19 protein-coding genes are annotated in these 20,390 nt (G+C 63.0%); 12 read left to right on the top strand and 7 right to left on the bottom strand.

Going from position 1 to position 20,390, the window contains the following annotated elements:
• Nucleotides 1-38 precede the first annotated feature (38 nt).
• The 3 genes from AC1RJY_RS01425 (at nucleotide 39) to AC1RJY_RS01435 (ending at nucleotide 3,461) form a co-directional block, all read left to right on the top strand.
• Nucleotides 39-1,136 (top strand): substrate-binding domain-containing protein, encoded by a 1,098-nt coding sequence (locus AC1RJY_RS01425; RefSeq protein WP_014921058.1) that lies wholly within the window; start codon nucleotides 39-41, stop codon nucleotides 1,134-1,136.
• A 172-nt stretch (nucleotides 1,137-1,308) separates the two neighbouring features.
• Nucleotides 1,309-2,766 carry an ABC transporter permease gene (locus AC1RJY_RS01430; protein ID WP_498601015.1) on the top strand — a complete coding sequence of 486 codons (1,458 nt, stop codon included), beginning with the start codon at nucleotides 1,309-1,311 and terminating at the stop codon, nucleotides 2,764-2,766.
• A 2-nt stretch (nucleotides 2,767-2,768) separates the two neighbouring features.
• Nucleotides 2,769-3,461, top strand: coding sequence for an ABC transporter ATP-binding protein (locus AC1RJY_RS01435; RefSeq protein ID WP_011773943.1), 693 nt, complete (start codon nucleotides 2,769-2,771; stop codon nucleotides 3,459-3,461).
• Here AC1RJY_RS01435 and AC1RJY_RS01440 read toward each other — a convergent pair.
• Entirely contained in the window at nucleotides 3,439-3,585 is a 147-nt protein-coding gene (locus tag AC1RJY_RS01440; RefSeq protein WP_286140272.1) for a hypothetical protein, read from the bottom strand. The genes AC1RJY_RS01435 and AC1RJY_RS01440 overlap by 23 nt on opposite strands.
• 79 nt (nucleotides 3,586-3,664) lie before the next feature.
• Here AC1RJY_RS01440 and AC1RJY_RS01445 point away from each other — a divergent pair, with 79 nt between their 5' ends.
• The gene (locus AC1RJY_RS01445) at nucleotides 3,665-4,735 is read left to right on the top strand and encodes a Gfo/Idh/MocA family protein (protein ID WP_498601017.1); all 1,071 of its coding nucleotides are present in this window, start codon (nucleotides 3,665-3,667) and stop codon (nucleotides 4,733-4,735) included.
• Between the two features lie 65 nt (nucleotides 4,736-4,800).
• On the opposite strand, the gene AC1RJY_RS01450 is transcribed toward AC1RJY_RS01445, so the two are convergent.
• Genes AC1RJY_RS01450 through AC1RJY_RS01460 form a run of 3 tightly spaced genes read right to left on the bottom strand, consistent with a single transcriptional unit; the run spans nucleotide 4,801 to nucleotide 6,726 of the window.
• Nucleotides 4,801-5,241, bottom strand: a complete 441-nt coding sequence (locus AC1RJY_RS01450; protein ID WP_498601019.1) for a DoxX family protein — start codon at nucleotides 5,239-5,241, stop codon at nucleotides 4,801-4,803.
• A gap of 49 nt (nucleotides 5,242-5,290) precedes the next feature.
• On the bottom strand, nucleotides 5,291-5,962 hold the full coding sequence (locus AC1RJY_RS01455; protein WP_011773941.1) for a phosphonatase-like hydrolase: 672 nt from the start codon (nucleotides 5,960-5,962) through the stop codon (nucleotides 5,291-5,293).
• The gene (locus tag AC1RJY_RS01460) at nucleotides 5,959-6,726 is read right to left on the bottom strand and encodes a GntR family transcriptional regulator (protein WP_011773940.1); all 768 of its coding nucleotides are present in this window, start codon (nucleotides 6,724-6,726) and stop codon (nucleotides 5,959-5,961) included. The genes AC1RJY_RS01455 and AC1RJY_RS01460 overlap by 4 nt, the downstream gene beginning before the upstream one ends.
• Before the next feature lie 163 nt (nucleotides 6,727-6,889).
• Here AC1RJY_RS01460 and AC1RJY_RS01465 point away from each other — a divergent pair, with 163 nt between their 5' ends.
• The 5 genes from AC1RJY_RS01465 (at nucleotide 6,890) to AC1RJY_RS01485 (ending at nucleotide 11,901) form a co-directional block, all read left to right on the top strand.
• Nucleotides 6,890-8,107, top strand: a complete 1,218-nt coding sequence (locus tag AC1RJY_RS01465) for a TIGR03364 family FAD-dependent oxidoreductase (protein ID WP_498601021.1) — start codon at nucleotides 6,890-6,892, stop codon at nucleotides 8,105-8,107.
• Nucleotides 8,108-8,149: 42 nt separating this feature from the next.
• A complete protein-coding gene (locus AC1RJY_RS01470; RefSeq protein ID WP_498601023.1) occupies nucleotides 8,150-9,064 on the top strand; it encodes a phosphate/phosphite/phosphonate ABC transporter substrate-binding protein in 915 nt (304 codons plus the stop codon).
• Nucleotides 9,064-9,849 carry a phosphonate ABC transporter ATP-binding protein gene (locus AC1RJY_RS01475; RefSeq protein WP_498601025.1) on the top strand — a complete coding sequence of 262 codons (786 nt, stop codon included), beginning with the start codon at nucleotides 9,064-9,066 and terminating at the stop codon, nucleotides 9,847-9,849. Before AC1RJY_RS01470 ends, AC1RJY_RS01475 begins: the two co-directional genes overlap by 1 nt.
• A complete protein-coding gene (gene phnE / locus AC1RJY_RS01480) occupies nucleotides 9,846-10,700 on the top strand; it encodes a phosphonate ABC transporter, permease protein PhnE (protein ID WP_498601027.1) in 855 nt (284 codons plus the stop codon). Before AC1RJY_RS01475 ends, phnE begins: the two co-directional genes overlap by 4 nt.
• A gap of 91 nt (nucleotides 10,701-10,791) precedes the next feature.
• Nucleotides 10,792-11,901, top strand: coding sequence for an FAD-dependent oxidoreductase (locus AC1RJY_RS01485; RefSeq protein WP_014921049.1), 1,110 nt, complete (start codon nucleotides 10,792-10,794; stop codon nucleotides 11,899-11,901).
• A 63-nt stretch (nucleotides 11,902-11,964) separates the two neighbouring features.
• On the opposite strand, the gene AC1RJY_RS01490 is transcribed toward AC1RJY_RS01485, so the two are convergent.
• Together AC1RJY_RS01490 and AC1RJY_RS01495 are read right to left on the bottom strand one after the other, a co-directional pair.
• The gene (locus AC1RJY_RS01490) at nucleotides 11,965-14,184 is read right to left on the bottom strand and encodes an NADP-dependent isocitrate dehydrogenase (protein WP_011773934.1); all 2,220 of its coding nucleotides are present in this window, start codon (nucleotides 14,182-14,184) and stop codon (nucleotides 11,965-11,967) included.
• Nucleotides 14,185-14,427: 243 nt separating this feature from the next.
• Nucleotides 14,428-15,405 carry a GlxA family transcriptional regulator gene (locus tag AC1RJY_RS01495; protein WP_498601028.1) on the bottom strand — a complete coding sequence of 326 codons (978 nt, stop codon included), beginning with the start codon at nucleotides 15,403-15,405 and terminating at the stop codon, nucleotides 14,428-14,430.
• Nucleotides 15,406-15,558: 153 nt separating this feature from the next.
• Here AC1RJY_RS01495 and AC1RJY_RS01500 point away from each other — a divergent pair, with 153 nt between their 5' ends.
• The 3 genes from AC1RJY_RS01500 (at nucleotide 15,559) to AC1RJY_RS01510 (ending at nucleotide 18,561) form a co-directional block, all read left to right on the top strand.
• The gene (locus AC1RJY_RS01500) at nucleotides 15,559-16,125 is read left to right on the top strand and encodes a cysteine hydrolase family protein (protein WP_014921046.1); all 567 of its coding nucleotides are present in this window, start codon (nucleotides 15,559-15,561) and stop codon (nucleotides 16,123-16,125) included.
• A gap of 382 nt (nucleotides 16,126-16,507) precedes the next feature.
• A complete protein-coding gene (locus AC1RJY_RS01505; RefSeq protein ID WP_498601029.1) occupies nucleotides 16,508-17,317 on the top strand; it encodes a hypothetical protein in 810 nt (269 codons plus the stop codon).
• A gap of 134 nt (nucleotides 17,318-17,451) precedes the next feature.
• Entirely contained in the window at nucleotides 17,452-18,561 is a 1,110-nt protein-coding gene (locus AC1RJY_RS01510; protein ID WP_498601030.1) for a trypsin-like serine peptidase, read from the top strand.
• 98 nt (nucleotides 18,562-18,659) lie between these two features.
• On the opposite strand, the gene purH is transcribed toward AC1RJY_RS01510, so the two are convergent.
• On the bottom strand, nucleotides 18,660-20,330 hold the full coding sequence (gene purH / locus AC1RJY_RS01515; protein WP_011773931.1) for a bifunctional phosphoribosylaminoimidazolecarboxamide formyltransferase/IMP cyclohydrolase: 1,671 nt from the start codon (nucleotides 20,328-20,330) through the stop codon (nucleotides 18,660-18,662).
• Nucleotides 20,331-20,390: the final 60 nt, after the last annotated feature.

Genomic DNA, 20,390 nt, shown 5'->3' on the forward strand with positions numbered 1-20,390 from the left:
CTCGCTCCACCCCACCCACACAGAAAGTGAACCAAGATATGCGAATGTTTGGTAAAGCAGGAAAGGCAGCAGCAGTCGCTGCCATCGCGGCACTGGCGCTGACAGCCTGCGGCCGCACTGACAGCGGCTCAAGCAGCAGCACAGCAGGCGGGGAAGCGTTCCCCAAGGACTCGCTGATCGGCGTCGCACTTCCGCAGAAGACCAGTGAAAACTGGGTCCTGGCGGAGAAGCTGTTCAACGACGGCCTCACGGGCGCCGGCTTCAAGGCTGACGTACAGTTCGCCAACGGCGGCGTTTCCGAGCAGCAGAACCAGATCAGCGCCATGGTCACCAAGGGCGCCAAGGTCATCATCGTCGGTGCCATCGACGGTGCGCAGCTCGGCACGCAGCTCCAGCAGGCCAAGGACTCCGGCGCTACAGTCATCGCCTATGACCGTCTGCTTCTGAACACCGAGAACGTGGACTACTACGTGGCCTACGACAACTTCAAGGTTGGTGAACTGCAGGGCCAGGCACTGCTGGACGGCATGAAGGCCAAGAAGGCCTCCGGCCCGTACAACGTCGAGCTTTTCGCCGGCTCCCCGGATGATGCCAACGCGAAGGTCTTCTTCGACGGCGCCATGAGCGTCCTGAAGCCGAAGATCGACGACGGCACCCTCAAGGTAGTTTCGGGCCAGACCTCGTTCGAGCAGGCTGTTACCCAGGGTTGGAAGGCTGAAAACGCCCAGCGTCGCGCTGACACGCTGCTCACCGGCAGCTACGGCACCGCGTCCTTGGACGGCGTCCTCTCCCCGAACGACACCCTGGCCCGTGCAGTGCTGACGTCCGTCAAGGCCGCCGGCAAGCCGCTCCCCGTCGTGACCGGCCAGGACTCCGAGGTTGAGTCCGTCAAGTCGATCATGGCAGGCGAGCAGTACTCCACCATCAACAAGGACACCCGCAAGCTCGTTGAGCACGCCATCACCATGGTGAAGGACCTCCAGGCCGGCAAGGAACTGGAAATCAACGACAAGGACTCCTACAACAACGGCGTCAAGACCGTCCCGGCTTACCTCCTCCCGCCACAGATCGTGACCCTGGAGAACGTCAAGACCGCTTACGTTGACGATCCGGTACTTGGCCCGATCACCAAGTAACTGATACCCGAGTTACACCGCAAGCCCCGGTCCGCCATTGGCGGGCCGGGGCTTTCGCTTTCACAGCCCACGCATAGCTTCGGCTGGCTTCCCGCACAGCAGCACTCACGAGTCTTGAATCTGCAGCCCACGTCCAGTGGGCCAAACAAACTTGCAGGTCAAGAGGAGAAACGTGAGCGTCCTTGCCCGAAGCGTAGGCAATGCCTTCCGCAACAAAATCAGAACGGCGGCGGTAGTTGCCGTCCTGGCCGTAGCCATCGGCCTGGCGTTGGCCATGCTCGTGGCCAACCAAGCCGTGGGCGCCAAGGTCCAGGAGCTCAATGCCTCCGTGGGAACCACGCTGACGGTTAACCCGGCAGGCGGCCAGGGGTTCGAGGGTGGCGGCGAACCACTCACGACGGCGGAAGCTGAGACTGCGGCATCGGTCGCCAATGTGACGTCTGTAGTTGGCACGAAGGCTCTTCGTCTTCAGACAGCAACCACGGCAACCACCGACACCACCCAACTGGCCGGCCCGGGCGGCGGCTTCGGCCCCGGCGGGCAGCAGGCGACGGTCAGCACCAACCTGACGGCCGCCGTCGACGCCGGAACGCTCGGCAACCGGAACAACGCAAGCGGCACCACCGGCACAACCACCCAGCCCGCACGCACGCTGCCGATCACCGCGACGGGCATCGGTGCAGAGGTGGACAGCACGGGCAAGGCCCTGGAACTCACCAGTGGCACAGGTTTGGGCGACTACACCGAGGCAGAAGCCAAAGCTCTCGTGGGCACGTCACTGGCTGAGAAGAACAGCCTGACGGTGGGCTCCACGTTCACCATCCAGGACAAGACCTTCACCGTAGCGGGCATCTTTGACGCCGGGACCACTTTTGGGAACAACGCCGTCTATGTGACGCTTCCGGAAGCCCAGACTCTGGCCGAAACCCCGGATGAGCTCTCCACCATGATCGTCACGGTCAACAGCATGGAAAACGTGGACAGCACCAAGACCGCTGTCCAGGACGCTCTCGGCACGGACAAGGCCGACGTCACCCAGGGCCAGCGCAACCTCGAAACCGCAGTCAGCTCTCTGGACAGCGTCAAGAACATCTCGCTGGTCGCCTTCATCGCTGCCCTGGCAACTGCCGGAATCATCATCCTGCTGATCATGGTCATGTTGGTCCGCGAGCGCCGCCGGGAAATCGGGGTCTTGAAAGCCATTGGTGCCCGAAACCGCACCATCGGACTGCAGTTTGTCCTCGAGTCATTGGTCTTGGTTGCCCTCGGCAGCGTTGTGGGTGCCGTGATCGCTTCGCTGGCCAGCGGCGGCATCGCCTCCGCGCTCATCAGTTCCAATACCAGCACGACGGCGGCCCCCACCACCCAGCGAGGCGGCGGGCTCGCAGGGGCCATGCCGAACGGAACCGTCCCAGGTGGCGGCGGCATGGGTGGTGGCATGCCGGGCGGCGGTCAGGGTGGCCCCTTCGGCGGCGCCTCCCAGTTGCTCACCTCAGTGACCGCAAGCGTCTCCCCCGGCGTCCTTGCAGCAGGTATCGCCGCGGTGTTCGCGGTTGCCATCATCGGGGCGTTGGTCCCGGCCTTGCTGACCGCCCGCATCCGTCCCATCGAAGTACTCCGAGGAGAATAGCCGTGATTGTAGTCAAGGACCTGGTCCGTCAGTTCAAGTCCGGTGACCGGACCATCAAGCCCGTCAACGGCGTGAGCTTCGAGCTTGAAAAAGGCTCGCTGGCGTCCATCGTCGGCAAGAGCGGCAGCGGCAAGAGTACGCTGTTGTCCCTCCTGGGTGCGCTGGACAAGCCCACCTCGGGAGACGTCGTCGTGGATGGTGTGAGCCTGGCGGGGCTGCCGGACGGCAAGCTGACCGAGTATCGCCGCCGGGACATCGGCTTCGTATTCCAGCAGTTCAACCTGATCCCGAACCTCAGCGCCGTGGACAACGTGATGCTGCCCATGGAGTTCGCCGGTGTCCGCAAGGCAGCGCGCTTACAGCGGGCCAAGGAGCTGTTGGAGCAGGTGCAGTTGGATCCGGAGAAGCACTCGCGCCGCACCAACCGCTTGTCCGGCGGCGAGCAGCAGCGCGTGGCGATTGCCCGGGCGTTGGCCAACGAGCCCAAGCTGATCCTCGCCGATGAGCCCACCGGAAACCTGGATGAGCAAACCGGTGAGCACATCATCGAATTGTTGAGCTCACTGAGCCGCGATCACAACACCACCATCCTGGTGGTTACGCATGATCGCAGCCTGGCGCAGAAAACCGAACGTTGCTTCCGGCTTCAGCAGGGCAGGCTTAGCGAGGAGGTCAGAACCGGATCGCGTCGATGACCTTGACGCCCACCGCCACGACCGCAGGGATGGCTCCGGCGAGTGCGCCCACAAGGACTGCTGCGCCGAAGCCCATCAGTGCGGCGTCGAGGGGGAAGGCCGGGTTTCGCCACGCGTCCGCCATTTCGTTCGGACTGCACCTTCATTCGGCGTAAAGGGTGCGCACCACGTCCTGACAACCAGGAAATGAGAGGATGAACGGCATGACACTTCCTATCGCCGTGCCCTGGCTTTCCTCGCAAACCAACCAGGATCCCCGGTCGGCCACCGGTCAGCCTCTGCGGTGGGGAGTGGTGTCCACAGGCAACATCGCCAACAGCGTCTCCCAGGACCTCGCCCTGCTGGAAGATGCCGAGCTGTATGCCGTGAGTTCCCGCAGCCAGGCTGCCGCGGATGCGTTCGCCCACACCCTTGGTTTCTCCAAGGGCTATGGGGACGACGACGGCGTCCCCGGCTACCAGCGTCTCTTCAACGATCCCGACGTGGACGTGGTCTATGTGGCGACGCCCCACGCTCAACATTTCCAGATTGCCGCGGCCGCTTTGAGGGCCGGGAAGCACGTGCTCTGCGAGAAAGCCCTCACCATCAACGCCCGCGAAGCTACCGAGCTGGTGAGACTGGCCCGGGAACAGAAGGTGTTCTTCATGGAAGCGGTATGGAGCCGTTTCCTGCCGAGCATGCAGCGGGCCTTTTCCATAGCTGCCTCCGGCGAACTCGGGCAGATCCAGTGGGTCAGTGCCGACCTCGGTTTCCCGGCACCTTATGATCCCGCCGCACGGATTTGGGCTCTCAATGACGGCGGCGGAGCGCTCTTGGACATCACCGTCTACCCGTTGCTCTGGGCACTGGGTACGCTGGGCTTCCCGCAGTCGGTCACCGCAATCGGCACACTCAACGAGGACGGCGTGGACAGCCAGAACGCCTTGACCCTTGGCTATGACACCGGTGCACATGCGCAACTGACGTCGTCGTTGATGGCGCACGGGCCTCGGACCGCTACGGTGGCGGGCGGGCTCGGGTTCCTGCAGACCGTTGGCTCCGTGAACAACCCCCGCGAACTGGTGATACGGATTGGTTGGGACGAGCCGCGGCGCGAGCACTTTGACGTTGTGGGCATCGGCTACACCTACGAGCTCCGGGAAGTGACCCGCTGTATCCAGCAAGGCCTGACAGAAAGCCCGGTCATGCCGCTGGAGGACTCCATCAACGTCATGCGTCTCTTTGACGGCGTGCGGTCACAGTTGGGCATCCGGTACCCGAACGACGCTCGGTGAGCCGATCGAGGCGTTGACGTCACCGAGCGTGGTGCGTCCCGCCGTCGTGAATTAACCCAGCCGTATTAACGCCCTGTGCGGGCCGGTTGCCTTGCCAGCTTGCGGTCTAGCGACAACGCACCCGGCCCCAGGAACACGAACGCTACGGAGATGGCGACGTAAACGATCAGGAGCTCGGCCGTGACACCGGACTTGTCCGTGAGCAGGGGTTTGCCCGCTTCCGTCACGAACCAGATCCCGGCGAACATGATCGCCGCCAGGAAACCGGCCACCCGGGTCAGGGCACCAAGCACCAAGAGCGGGCCGAGGCCCAGTTCGCCGGCGATCACCAGCCACGCCACAACCTCGGGCTTCTGCACGCCCATTGCGGCAACGGACGCGGCGAAGGCGGCATGCCCGGCCATGAACTTCTGGAAGCCGTGCACCATGAGGAGCGCGCCGAACACCACGCGCAGGATGGTGACTCCGCGGGCAGAGGACTTGGGGGACGGGTGAAGGAATTTCACGGGTTCCAATCTTCCATGCCTGCGTCCCCACCGCCAACCCGGCGGTGTTCTACGAGAGCAGCGCCGGGATGTCCTTCACGCCGTCAAGGATGTGGTGGTGCGGGTGTGCAGCCAAGGCCTCGCGGTCCAGCTTGCCGGTCAGGACACCCACGGCCGTGACGCCCGCGTTGTTGGCGGCGGCGAGGTCGTTCACAGTATCGCCGGCTGCGATCACGGCGCGGACGTCCTGCACGCCGGTCAGCTCCATGGCCCGGTGGATCATGTGGGGTGCCGGACGGCCAGCGGCTACTTCATCAGAACACACGACGGCGTCCAGCAGGTTATCGTCGTGGACGCTCCAGCCCAGCCGCTCCAGGAGGGGCTCGGCCACATCGCGTGAGAAACCGGTAGTCAGGGCCACCTTGACTCCCTTGCTCCGAAGATCGCGGAAGGCTTCTTCCACACCCTCCAAAGCCACTGGCGGGTTGGCGTCATAGAGCTCCACGAGCAGTTCCTTGAACCGGACAAACGCAGCGCTGATGGTGGCCGGGTCCGCAGTCCCGCCACCAGCCTGGATCAGGGCCGTGATGGCCTCAACCTTGTCGGCGCCCATCCACTCCTGCACGGCCTCGGGCGTGGTGGTCACACCGGTTTCCTCCACACAGCGGGCCAAGGCGACGTAGACGTCGCCGTGTTCGTCGATGGTGGTTCCGGCCATATCGCAGGCAACAAGCTTGATCATGGGGTGGCTCCTTCAGTGTGGATGCGGACCAGTGCGGCCCGGCGTTCCACGGTGTTGTCGATGGTGAAGTTTGTCAGTGCCGGCAGGTAGCGGTCCTCGGAGTATTCGAGGGGCTGCCCGTCGCCGGAACGGGTGATACGGCGTTCGCGCAGGAGCGGAGTGCCTTCGGGCTGCTCCAACAGTTCGGCGTCCTCGTCACTGGCTGCGACGGCGTCGATGGTGTGCCGCGCACTGTGCAGGTCCACGCCTTGCTCCTTGAGGAACGCGAAGATGGACCCGGAGTCGGTGTCGAAGTCGAAGAGTTTTCGCCCCACATCCAGGATGAACGTGGTCCGTTCGATCATGGCCGGAGCCTCGTCCAGGTAGCGGACGCGAAGGACCTCCACCACAGTGGTTCCCGGTACCAGCCCGAGTGCCTCGGCGGCTTCCGGGCTGGCTTCGCGGCGTGCGACCTCCAGCGTGCGTTGACCGGGCGTCTTGCCGATCCCGATGGCCCATTCCGTGAATGAGTTGAAGGTGGAGAACGACTGCGACGGCACGGACCTCCGCACCATGGGGGGACGCCCCCGCCCACCCGTTACCGCGCCCTCGGAACGCAGGAAGGCGAGCGCCTGGCGAATCGGTCCGCGCGAGGTCCCGAACTCGCGGCACAGCTCCGCCTCGCTGGGCAGCTGGAAACCCGGCGGCCAGTCACCATCGGTGATCCGGCGCATGAATTCCTCACTGAGACGGACGTGGAGGGGTGCGTTCTGCTGTGTGCTCACAAGTTGATAATACAAGTCCCACAGCATGAGAACGCCGGTTTTGAGGGCCCTTAGATGAACTTGAAGTGAACTCAAATGAGCAGACATTAAGTTCAGGTTAACTTGTATATACAAGTCCCGATTCAGCTTGATTCCTTTCGATCCGCCCACCAGTCTCAATGGTGTGAACAACCCAAGCACCTCCCCCACACCCATCAACAACAGCCCGGGCCAACCCACCGACGTCGTGATTGTCGGCGCTGGAATTGTTGGCCTGGCGCATGCCGCGCACGCTGTTGCCAATGGCCTGACCGTCACCATCATTGAGCGCGACCACCACGCCGCAGGCGCCTCGGTTCGTAACTTCGGCCACTGCTGCATCACAGCCCAGTCCGGTGAACTGTACGAGCTCGCCCAGACCTCCCGGAAGTACTGGCTCGAGTTCGCCGAACGTGCCGGGTTCTGGGCCTCCGAAGCCGGGGCCGTGGTCCTCGCCCGCACCGAGGCCGAAATGAACGTCTTGCGTGAGCTCTCCGCGGTGCGCGAACCGGGACAGGTTGAGCTGCTCTCCCCCGCCGCGACGCGGGCCCGTCTGGGCTCGTCGGCTTCTGTGACTGAAGAAGCGCACGACGGCGCTGGTACTTCAGGCGCAGCATGGCCCGGTCTGGTAGGTGGCGCCTTCCTACGGGATGACCTCCGCGTCGACCCCCGCACCACCGTCGCAACGCTGGCCGAATGGCTCAGCCAGCAACCCGGCGTCGAACTTCACTGGAACACAGCGGCGCTGGGCTTCAGCCAGAGTCCTGCAGGCGTGACCGTCCGGACGTCGCGCGGAGAGCTCAGTGCCAAACAAGCATTCGTGTGCGTCGGCCACGACGTCGATTACCTGTTTCCGGATCTTGCCGAGGAACACCGGATCCAGCGGTGCGCGCTGCAGATGTCACTCGCGGCCAAGCCTGCCGGCGTCGAGTTCGCACCTGCTGTCCTCACGGCCACGTCCATGCTCCGGTACCCGGCGTTCACGGATATGCCTGCAGCTGCCGCGCTCCACTCCGAGGTGTTGGAGAACCAGCCCGAACTGCTGGAGATCGGCGCCAACGTCATGTTCACCCAGCGGCCGGACGGCACCGTCATTCTGGGCGACTCGCACCACTACCACCGCACCGCCGATCCGTTCCTGGACGAAGCGGTGACCACCACCCTCAACGCCGAAATCACGGACAGGATGGGCGAGCCGCTGGAGATCATCCAGCGCTGGCAGGGCGTCTACGCGTCGTCTGACGTGGCTCCCATCCTGGTCCGTGACATCCAGCCCGGTGTCACCGTGGTCTCGGTGACCTCCGGCGTCGGCATGACCCTTTCATTCGGCCTGGCACACCGCAACGTTTCGCGCTTGTACTGATTTCCCCTTCTCCCCTCCAATCCCCTTCGCATAAGGATTCCCATGAAAATCACGCTCTTCACCGGTTCCGCGCTTGCCCTCGCCACCGTTCTGGCGCTGACGGCATGCGGCGGCGCCGCCCAGTCCTCTCCCGAGGCGACGTCGGCCACCTGCCCCAACGGTGAGATCAAGTTCGGCATCGAGCCCTACGAGGACCCTGCCAAACTCAAACCCGCCTACGATGTCCTGGCCGCGGCCCTGTCCAAGAAGCTCGAATGCCCGGTGAGTGTCCAGGTGGTTGAGGACTACGCCGCCGAGGTCCTGGCCATGCGCAACGGCAAGCTGGACCTTGGTCAGTTCGGCCCGCTGGGCTACGTGTTCGCCGACGCTAAGGCCGGTGCTGAGCCGCTGGTTTCCTTCGGCACGGCAGAGAAGGAACTCAGCAGCTACACCGCGGGGATCTGGGTGCCGAAGGACAGCCCCATCCAAGCCATCGGCGACCTCAAGGGCAAGTCGCTGGCTTTGGGTAGCGTTGGTTCGACGTCCGGTGACGTCCTGCCGCGCTTCGGCCTCCGTGAAGCCGGAATTGCCGATGCCGACATCAAGATGGACTACACCGGCGGCCATCCCGAGGCCCTGCTGGCCCTGACCAACGGCAAGGTGGACGCGGCCCAGATCAACTCGCAGACGCTCGCCACGGCCATTGCCGCCGGAACGTTCAAGCCGGACGACTTCCGTCAGGTCTGGACGTCCAACCCGATCCCCAACGACCCCATCACCGTTCGCGGAGACGCCGATCCCGCGTTCAAAGCCGCCGTGAAGGACGCATTCCTGAGCCTGGATCCCGCCGCCGTAGCCAAGGTGGGCGAGTTCCTGGACGTCACCCCTCCGGGTCCCTTGCTCGAGGTCACCAAGGACAACTACACGCCGTTGTTCGAGCTCGCCGAGACCATGGGCCTCACCGAGAAGGACCTGTAATGCCCCTCTCCGTCCAAGGCTTGCGGAAATCATTCAGCGGCCGGACCGTGCTCAAGGGCGTCGACTTCTCCGTTGCAGCCGGTGAGGTGGTGGCTTTCCTGGGCGCTAACGGTTCCGGCAAGTCCACCACCCTGCGCTGTGTCATGGGCATCACTTCGCCGGATTCCGGAAGCATCAGCATCGACGACACTGCGCTGGAGAACCTGCAGGGCCGTGAACTGCAGCAGACGAGGCAGCGGATGGCCATGATCTTCCAGAAAATCCACCTCGTACCCCGGCGCACCGCCTTGGACAACGTCTGCGCCGGCGCACTGTCGCGGATCCCCACCGTCCGCTCACTCAGTCCACTGCTGTTCCCCGCCGACGTTCAACAGGAAGCCCTCGACTGCCTGGACCGGGTCGGCCTCGCGGACCGGGCATTCGACCGTGTCGGCCGTTTGTCCGGTGGTCAGCAGCAGCGCGTGGCCGTAGCCCGGGCGCTGTGCCAGCGGGCCGACGTCGTACTCGCCGACGAACCGGTGTCCGCATTGGATCCGCACGCTGCCGAGCAAGTCATGTCGCTGCTGCGGGAACTCGCGCATTCGGAAGGACTGGCCGTGGCCGCTGTGCTGCACCAGCCCGACCTCGCACTTCGGTACGCGGACAGGTCCATCGGCCTACTCCAAGGCTCCATGACCTTCGACCTCCCCTCCGCAGAGGTCACGGCGGACCACCTCGATACCTTGTACGCCCCGGACAGGATCGCTTCAGACGCGATCGTTTCAGACAGGACCCAGGCAGCATGACACCCCACACCTTGACCCCGGCCGTCGCGCGAGGGGGCTCTTCGGCCCAAACCCGAGTGGCACTGGTCCGCCCGAAGAAGCCGCTGCGGTGGATCACGACGGCGGCAGTGGCTGCCGCCGTCGTCGGACTTCACGCCGTGGCCATCGAAGGGACGGACTTCAAACCCGAACTTTTGGTTGATGGCTGGCAGGGCATGGCAGCGTTCATCGGCGACGCGTTCCCGCCGGACCTCAGCTGGGAGAAGACGCTCAAGCCCGGCCTCGAAGCCACACTGGTGACGTTGTGGATCGGCCTCCTGGGGACTACGTTGTCCGTGCCGTTCGCCCTGCTCCTGGCTGCGCTGGCAGCAGAGAACACCAGCCCGCACCGGCTCGTTTACCAGGCAGCACGCGCCATCCTGTCGTTTTTCCGCGCCGTGCCGGACATTGTGTTCGCGCTGATCTTCGTCACCGCCGTCGGGCTTGGTCCGTTCGCGGGCGTGCTCGCCCTGATCTGCCACAACACGGGTGTGATGGGGAAGCTGTGGGCGGAATCGATGGAGGAGATCGACGCCGGACCCCAAGAGGCACTCCGGACCGCCGGCGCCAACCGGATCCAGCAGGTGGCCAACGCAACGCTGCCCATGGTGGTTCCGCAATTTGTTGGCCTGCTGCTTTACCGCTTCGACGTCAACGTGCGGTCCTCGCTGGTCCTTGGCCTGGTGGGCGCCGGTGGCATTGGCCTGCTGATCAACCAGTCCATCAAGTCGTTCCAGTTCGACTCCATGCTCACGCACATCCTGATCGTGCTGGTGCTGATCATTGTGGTGGATCAGTTCTCCGCGTGGATCCGCAGGCGCTTGGCTGCGTAACGTCCGTAGCTAACGCAACTAGGGGGCAGAATGGGAGGTGGCCCTCTTTGGGGCCCCGGTTGGAGTCGCGGACATTGTGGATGGAGCAGGCATGCAGGTTGACGTCGTAGTCGTTGGCGGAGGAGCCATGGGATCGGCTGCCGCGTGGCAACTCGCCCGGGCTGGTCGCTCAGTGGTTCTGTTGGAGCAGTTCGAGGCCGGACACCACATCGGCGCCTCCCACGGCGCCACCCGCAACTTCAACACCGCTTACGCCGAGGCCGATTACCTGGACCTGCTGGCAGAGTCCAAGACGCTCTGGGACGAACTCGCGGCCGAGCACGGCGCCCCGCTCCTGGACATGGTGGGGCTGGTGAACCACGGCAACGTCCCCCGCTTACAGCAAGTGCGGGAAGCCCACGAGGCACGCGGTATCGAGAGCTACTTCATCTCCCCTGATGAAGCTGCCAACCGCTGGCTGGGCATGAACTTCGCTACCGACGTCCTCTTCGTGCCAGGCTCCGGGCGGATCCGCTCGGCTGACGCCCTGGTGGCGCTGCGGAAATCAGCGGAAGCGCACGGTGCTGTTTTCAAGTACTCGACGCCGGTCCGGGACATTCGTGTCACTGGCGGCGAATCAGCGGTGGTGGTGACGGAGGAGACGGAGTACACGGCCAGCCGCGTGGTGGTCACGGCCGGCGCCTGGACACCCAAGCTCATCGGCAAGCTCACTGATCTCCCGGCTTTGGTGGTCACCCAGGAACAGCCTGCCCACTTCACTCCGAGGGACAACACATTGGTGTGGCCGAGCTTCAACCACAGCCCGGACCCTGATCCGAACAACGAAGCGTACGAGTACTGGTACAGCCCCGTCTACGGCATGCTCACTCCCGGCGAAGGCGTGAAGGCCGGCTGGCACGGCGTCGGCCCCGTCATGGATCCGGACGAGCGCACGTTCGAGCCCATCCCCCACCAGATGGAAGCTTTGGTGCGGTACGCAGAAGAGTGGCTTCCCGGCGTCGACCCTTCCACCGCGGTTCCCATCAGCTGCACCTACACCACCACGCCCAACGAGGACTTTGTGCTGGACCACTTCGGTCCGTTGGTTGTGGGTGCCGGCTTCTCGGGCCACGGCTTCAAGTTCACACCGGCAATCGGCCGGGTGCTGAAGGACATCGTCGACGGCGGCGTGGCACCTGAGCGGTTCCACGCGGAACGCTGAATCCTCGCTTAAAAGCAACAGGCCCGCAGGCAATGCCTGCGGGCCTGTTGCGTTATACCAGGACTACTTCAGGGTCGCGAGGACCTTGTTGAACGTAGCCGACGGGCGCATGATCTCAGCGGCCTTGGCAGCGTCCGGACGGTAGTAACCGCCCAGGTCGACGGCGGTACCTTGGACTGCGGCCAGCTCGCCGACGATTGCCTCTTCGTTGGAAGTCAGGGCTTCAGCGATTGCCGCGAAGTCCTTGGCCAACTCGGCGTCTTCGGTCTGCTTGGCCAGTTCCTGGGCCCAGTACGTGGCCAGGTAGAAGTGGCTGCCGCGGTTGTCCAGCTCGCCGACGCTGCGGCGCGGGGACTTGTTTTCCAGCAGGAACGTACCCGTGGCGCGGTCCAGCGTGTCAGCGAGGACCTGTGCGCGGGCGTTGCCGGTGGTGGTGGCAAGGTGCTCGAAGCTGACGGCCAAAGCAAGGAACTCGCCCAGGCTGTCCCAGCGGAGGTGGTTTTCCTTGACCAGCTGCTGGACGTGCTTGGGAGCGGAGCCACCGGCGCCGGTCTCGAAGAGGCCGCCACCGTTGATCAGCGGAACGATGGAGAGCATCTTGGCGCTGGTACCGAGCTCGAGGATCGGGAACAGGTCCGTGAGGTAGTCGCGGAGCACGTTACCGGTGACGGAGATGGTGTCCTCACCCTTGCGGATGCGCTCCAGCGTGAAGGCCGTGGCTTCAACCGGGGAAAGGATCTTGATTTCCAGGCCCTCGGTGTCGTGGTCCTTGAGGTACTCGTTGACCTTGGCGATGAGGTTGGCGTCGTGGGCGCGGGTCTCGTCCAGCCAGAACACAGCCGGAGTCTGGGAAGCGCGGGCGCGGGTGACGGCCAGCTTGACCCAGTCGCGGACCGGGATGTCCTTGGTCTGGCATGCGCGCCAGATGTCACCGGGGAAGACCTGGTGCTCGGTGAGGACGTTGCCCTTGCTGTCCACGAGCTGGACGGTGCCAGCTGCCTGGATCTCGAAGGTTTTGTCGTGGCTGCCGTATTCTTCGGCTGCCTGTGCCATGAGGCCCACGTTGGGAACGGTGCCCATGGTGGTGGGGTCGAATGCGCCGTTGGCACGGCAGTCGTCCAGCACAACCTGGTAGATACCGGCGTAGGAGCTGTCCGGGATCACCGCCAGGGTGTCGGCTTCCTTGCCGTCCGGGCCCCACATGTGGCCGGAGGAACGGATCATGGCAGGCATGGAGGCGTCAACAATGATGTCCGACGGAACGTGCAGGCTGGTGATGCCCTTGTCCGAGTCCACCATGGCCAGTGCCGGACCGTCTTCGAGGCCCTTGGTGATGGCTGCCTTGACGCCATCGCGGACGTCCTCGGGCAGGTCTTCCAGGCCGCTGAGGATCGCTGCGAGGCCGTTGTTCGGGCTGATGCCTGCGGCTGCGAGCTGCTTGCCGTAGGTTTCGAACAGCTCGGAGAAGTAAGCCTTGACCACGTGGCCGAAGATGATGGGGTCCGAGACCTTCATCATGGTGGCCTTCAGGTGTGCGGAGAAGAGAACGCCCTCTTCCTTGGCGCGGGCAACCTGGGCCTTGAGGAACTCATCCAGGGCGTCGGCGCGGAGGACGGTAGCGTCCACAACCTCGCCGGCCAGTACGGGGAAGTCCTTCTTGAGGACCTTGGTGGTGCCGTCTTCGCGGACCAACTGGATGCTCAGGGAATCGTCGGCCTTGAGGACAACGGACTTCTCGTTGGAGCGGAAGTCGTTCTCGCCCATGGTGGCAACGTTGGTCTTCGAATCAGCGGACCAGGCACCCATGGAGTGCGGGTTCTGACGGGCGTAGTTCTTCACCGACAGTGGTGCGCGGCGGTCCGAGTTGCCTTCACGCAGCACCGGGTTAACGGCGGAACCCTTGATCTTGTCGTAACGCGAGCGGATATCCGTCTCGGTGTCCGAGGAGGGGTTGTCCGGGTAGTCCGGGAGGGCGTAGCCCTGGGCCTGGAGTTCGGCGATGGCAGCCTTGAGCTGCGGCACGGAGGCGCTGATGTTGGGCAGCTTGATGATGTTGGCTTCCGGCTGCTTTGCCAGTTCACCAAGTTCAGCAAGCGCGTTGCCCGTGCGCTGTTCTTCTGTCAGGAAATCACCGAAGACGGCGATGATGCGGCCGGCCAGCGAAATATCGCGGGTCTCCACCTCTACTCCTGCGGTCGAGGCATACGCTTCAACAATCGGCAGGAATGAGTAAGTTGCCAGCATCGGCGCTTCGTCTGTGTGGGTATAGATAATCTTGGCCATTGGTGGGGTTCTCCCTGAAAGTCTGCAGATTTCAACATCTCTAACTTACCCGAGTAGACCGTTTTGACGGCCCTTCGTGTCCGGGATCACTCTCTGCGTTACCGTCCGGGAAAGCGATTAACGCCCGACGGCGGCCTGACCGCCGCCGCTGCCTGCCGACGTCGTGCGCCGGCGGCTTTTCCTGGCACGGGTGGTTTCCGCGTAGGGTCCGGCAGGCCGATATCCCCTCAACGTGCTCTGCTACTACGTCTGGAATCTAAGCCTGTACTCGGTAGGTGTCGTGTTGAGGCGTCGTCGAAAAGCTCGGACCAGGGTATCGATCGAGCCGAAGCCGCAGACCGAAGCGATTCGCTCCAACGTCGCATCGGTGGATTCAAGGTAGCCGCGCGCCACTTCCACCCTGACGGACTCGATGTAGCTATGGGGTGTCATGCCGAGTTCGTTCTTGAAGATTCGGGTCACCTGCCTCTCGCTGATATTGGCGATGTCCGCGAGCTTCCCGATGGTGAGAGTCTGGGCAACGTTGCGCAGGATGTAATGGCGGAGGTCCTCGATACGCCTATTGGTGGAGGTCCTTGCCAACGGAACGCTGAACTGGCTCTGCCCACTAGGGCGTTTCAGATACATGACAAGCTGGCGAGCAACTCTTAAAGCGGTTTCCTCCCCCAGGTCTTCGGCTATGAGGGCAAGGGTCAGATCCAGGCAGGCGCTGATTCCGGCACCGGTCCACACTCTGCCTTGGCGGATGAAAATCGGATCTGGATCCACATCCACCAAAGGATGCTCTGCAGCAAGCTGCTCTGCCGTGGACCAGTGCGTAGTTGCACGTATGCCGTCCAACAGCCCCGCTGCGGCCAGGATATGCGCACCAACGCAGATCGACGCCACGCGATCGGCCCGCCCGGTGAGCTGCTTCACCCGATCTACAACAGCCGCGTGGACGACCGGACGGATTTGGCGGTTGGTGTCGAATTCAACGGCGCCAGGGACGATCAGCGTTTGAATACGCCTCCTGCCCAAGTCCTCGAAAGTGAAATCCGGGACCACTCTGACACCTGCCCCCGTGGTCACCGGCACCAACGTTTCAGCGGCCAGGACTACTTCATAGCTGGCTGCCTCATCGGTCTCCCGTTTGGCAAGTGCAAAGACTTCGGGTGGTCCCGTGACGTCGAGCAGATCGACGTTGTCGAATAGGACGATAACTACCAGCTTCTTGATCATCAGGTTTCTTTCGACTCAACTGCCATGTCGGTTTTTGCATGTTAGGCGTCATTGCAGAGGTGTTGCGTGCGAAGTTAGCCTATCAAATGGTCCATTTATTGGATGCATTCTGCAGATTAGGGAGAAATGATGCCGAGAACTACGCTCCGCCAGTTGAACGGGTTGGATGAAACACCAGCACAACTTGGCGATTCGACGCTAATTCTTATCGATTATCAGAACACCTACACCACTGGTGTGATGGAGTTGGATGGCTGGGAAAACGCCTTGGAGAAAGCCGCCGAATTGCTTGAACGTGCTCGAAAGGCCGGTTCGAAGGTTATTCACGTCATTAACGACGGCGGAGATGGAACGCCTTATGACATTCGGAATGAGATTGGTCAAATCCATCCGAAGGTAGCTCCGATCGAAGGTGAGCCGGTCGTCGTGAAAAAGGCACCTAACGCTTTCCTGGACACGGACCTGGCCGAGCATGTTGATGCTGCCAGGCGGGAGAGTCTGATTATTGCAGGATTCATGACCCACATGTGCGTCGCATACACCGCTCAGGGTGCATTTCTGCGAGGCAATCAACCCACCGTCGTTGCCGACGCAAGCGCAACCCGTTCGCTGCCTGTCGCCGGCACCGAACTGGACGCGTGCCAAGTCCACTATTCGGCGTTGGCCACGATTTCCGATCTTTATGGTGTGGTAGTTGCCACCCAGGAGGAACTGACCTAAGGTCCCACAACCAGGCGGCCGGCAGGGCGCCCCTCCAAGCGCCCTGCCACTCCCCAGTTGCCCACACGCAGAGGCTTCATCCGAGGCGCCTCCAGCATTGGGGCAACAGCCCTAATCATCTCCGCTGTGCCGCTGTCCCGCTGTGCCGCTGTCCCAGGCGAGGGCTACGCCTACGATCGCCGGAGCTCCGAGCCTTCAACGCAAAGCAAGCGATCCTGGCTGTCAATGCCGGGATGAGATCCAACTACGCTGCTTTGAAGGCGGACCTCATCAAGCACCTGTCGCCGGTGATTGTTGTGCAAAACAATGCAACTGGGGAAAATTTACACTCATCACGAATGGAGTACGGGAGTCCGTTGAGCCCGTCCCCCAGGTATTCGAATTGGCGAAATCGATCGCCCACGTTCCCTTCGGCTGCTACTCCATTGTCGCCTCATACCTCACCGACAATGTCCCTAAAGTTGCCAATGGAGCCCGTATCGACGCGCATGACCTCAAGTTGGTTGCTTTTAACGACGACCATTCCAGAAACTGGATCCTCCCGCTTCAAGACTTTGGATCCAAACTCGAGACCGCTCGGAAAGCACTACCCGCAGCCGGTCTCGTGCCGGAGCTGCAAAAATCGTGCCACAACATCCTCACTCGAGGCATGGAGTTCATTTCCGATTCAGTGAAGAATAAGAATTTCAACGTCGCTTCGTTCCAGATATTCGCCAGCAGCGTTTACCCAGACATTCGGGTGAACATGAAATATGCCTCAGAGGCTCAAATCGCGGGCGTCAGGGATGTGATGGGGACGTGGCGCCGAAAACTTGGCGAATCAGCTTGGGCCGATTTGTACACCGTGGTGCTGTCGCAATGGACAACCGCTGAGCTGAACCAGAACACCATCATCATCAAGGATCTTATGAATCCGGCCAAAATAGATACACATCTCATTGACCTTCCGGGACTGGAAACGCCCGCCGATCCCGTGGCAGTGGCATTGGATAACCTGGCGCGAATCGTTCAAGACAACATTGCCGCCGAGCTCGTCTTTTCGCAGGACCCCACCGTTGCAGACGCCCTCAAGGGCAAGCAAGACCTCCTCTCGGAAGAGATTCTTGCTCAACTGGGAACAGGCACTCCCGCAAAACCTGCCCTGCCGGGTTACAACACCACCACCAAGGGCATCTGCCCGGTCAAGAAATAGTCGGCGGTCAGTGACCCACTGAATCGCTGGGGCCGGGCCACCTCCACGAGGAGTGGCCTGGCCCCGTGAGGTGAGCTCGTGTCACCACTGAACGCTGCCACTCGACAAGAAGTGACAGCCAATTATCACAAACTATGAAACATCTCTTTACAAATTTGTCATACGTTGGGTACCTTCAATCACGTCAGTCGGCGGTCGCCATCACTGGCCGCCTCACTCCCTCGATAGGTAGGAACAACGTGACAAAAACCAAGACCCTGGCCACAAGCCTGCTGAGTCTGTCCGCTGCCGCAATCTTGGCGCTGGTTGGAACCACCAGCGCCAACGCGGCTCCGGTAAACACCACAGACTCCAGCGGCGCTGCGGTCAGCAGCCATGTAGTGTCGGACGCCGGCGCTGCAGACTACTGGACACCCGAACGCATGAAGAATGCCAAGTCCGGCGAAATCCTAGCCGCCAAAGCACTGGAACGCGGCAAGCTCCTCAACCTCGGCAAAGCCCCGGTCACTGAAGCCCCGGGCGCCATCAGCAGCATCGCCGGACAGCCGGCAGCAACCGACTCCAAAACCATCGATCGGAAGGTGAACCAGAGCGAAACGCCGGTCAAGCACATCGGCAAGATCTTCTTCACCCTGGGCGGCTCCAACTACGTCTGCTCAGGCAACTCCGTCACCGCAGCCAACAAGAGCACCGTGTCCACCGCCGGACACTGCCTCAACGAAGGCCCCGGCGCTTACGCCACCAACTTCGTCTTCGTTCCCGCCTACCTCAACGGTGCAGCACCCTACGGGAAGTGGACGGCAAAGGCGCTGTACGCCCCCACCCAGTGGGCCTCCAACGGCAACATGCAGTACGACACCGCCTTCGCCGTCATGAACACCCTCAACGGCCAGAAGCTTGCCGACGTGGTTGGTTCCTCAGGCGTCCAGTTCAATGCCGCCCGCGGCCTGAGCTACAAGGCCTTTGGCTACCCGGCAGGCTCGCCCTTCAACGGCGAATCGCTCAAGAGCTGCTCCGGCACCGCTACCAACGATCCCTACAACCCGCAGTTCAACAGCCAGGGCATCCCTTGCAACATGACCGGTGGATCCTCGGGCGGACCGTGGTTCATCGGCAACAGCTCCACCGGCTACCAGAACTCCGTGAACAGCTACGGATACGGCAGCAACTCCACCACCATGTACGGCCCGTACTGGGGCACCGTGATCCAGTCCACGTACAACACTGCAGCGGCGGCTTCATAACCGAATCAGCAAGTCCCTGTTAAATACGACGGCGGCCGTCCCCTACCGGGGGCGGCCGCCGTTGCGTTGTGGTGCTTGGGCCCGTCGGGCTACCTCTTCTAGTGGAAGAAGTGGCGTGCGCCCGTGAAGTACATCGTGATGCCGGCAGCGTTGGCTGCGGCGATGACTTCCTCGTCACGGACGGAACCGCCCGGCTGGACGACGGCGCGGACGCCTGCGTCGATCAGGATCTGCAGGCCATCAGCGAACGGGAAGAACGCGTCCGAGGAAGCAACGGCACCGCGTGCACGCTCAGGTGCGTCCCCGCCGCTGGCGTTTGACGCGCCGCCGGCACCTTCGACGTCGGACTCCACCTTCACGCCCAGCGTGTTGGCGCGCTCCACGGCAAGGCGGCAGGAGTCCAGGCGGTTGACCTGGCCCATGCCGATGCCCACGGCTGCACCGTGGTTGGCGATCAGGATGGCGTTGGACTTGGCAGCGCGGCAGGCAGTCCAGGCGAAAGCGAGGTCGGCGAGGGTTGCGTCGTCGGCGGCTTCGCCGGCTGCAAGGGTCCAGTTGGCGGGGTTGTCGCCGTCGGCGTCCACCTTGTCGCTCATCTGGACAAGGACGCCACCGGAGACCTGGCGCATCTCGGAAGGGTAGCGGCCGTAGCCCTCGGGCAGGGCGAGGAGGCGGATGTTCTTCTTCTTGGAGAGGATCTCCACGGCTTCGGGCTCGAAGTCCGGGGCGATGACAACCTCGGTGAAGATGTCGGCGACCGTGCGGGCCATGCCTGCGGTGACGGTGCGGTTCGCGGCGATCACGCCACCGAAAGCGGAGACGGGGTCGCAGGCGTGGGCCTTGGCGTGGGCGTCGGCGATCGGGTCTGCAGCGTCGGCGGAACCAACAGCTACGCCGCACGGGTTGGCGTGCTTGATGATCGCGACCGCGGGCTCCGCGAAGTCGAAGGCAGCGCGGAGGGCGGCATCGGCGTCGACGAAGTTGTTGTAGCTCATGGCCTTGCCGTGCAACTGGTCGGCCTGGGCGATACCGGCGGGGGCAGCCTTGTCCACGTACAGTGCGGCCTGCTGGTGCGGGTTTTCGCCGTAACGGAGGACCTCTGAGCGTTCCAGGGACAGGCCGGCGTAGGCGGGCCAGTCGATGATGCCGTCGCCGTCTTCGTCCAGGAACTGGCTGGCCGTCCATGAAGCAACAGCGTTGTCGTAGCTCGCGGTGTGCGCGAAGGCCTTGGCGGCAAGGCGGCGGCGGGTGTTCAGGTCGAAACCGCCGTGAGCGGCGGCGTCGACTACTGCGCCGTAGAAGTTGGGGTCCGTGACGATGGCGACGGCGGCGTGGTTCTTCGCAGCCGAACGCACCATGGCGGGGCCTCCGATGTCGATCTGCTCAACGACGTCATCCTGTGCTGCGCCGGACTTCACGGTCTCGACGAACGGGTACAGGTTCACCACCACGAGGTCGAACGTTTCGATCTCCATACCGGCCAGGGTGTCCATGTGGGCCGGGACGCGGCGGTCGGCCAGGATGCCGCCGTGCACGCGCGGGTGCAGGGTCTTGACGCGGCCGTCCAGCATTTCCGGGGAGCCGGTGACTTCTTCGACTTCCTTCACCGGGATGCCTGCGGCGGCGATCTTCTTGGCGGTGGAGCCGGTGGAAACAATGGCGACGCCTGCTGCATGCAGGCCCTTCGCGAGCTCCTCCAGTCCCGTCTTGTCGTAAACCGAGATCAGTGCACGGCGGATGGGAACACGGTCAAGCTGCGTCAAGCTCACAAAAGTCTCCGTCTTAGTTCGCGTAGATATCGCGGGTGGTGGGGATACGGAGAGTTTATC

The organism is Arthrobacter sp. GW822-FHT05G07 (assembly GCF_058799755.1).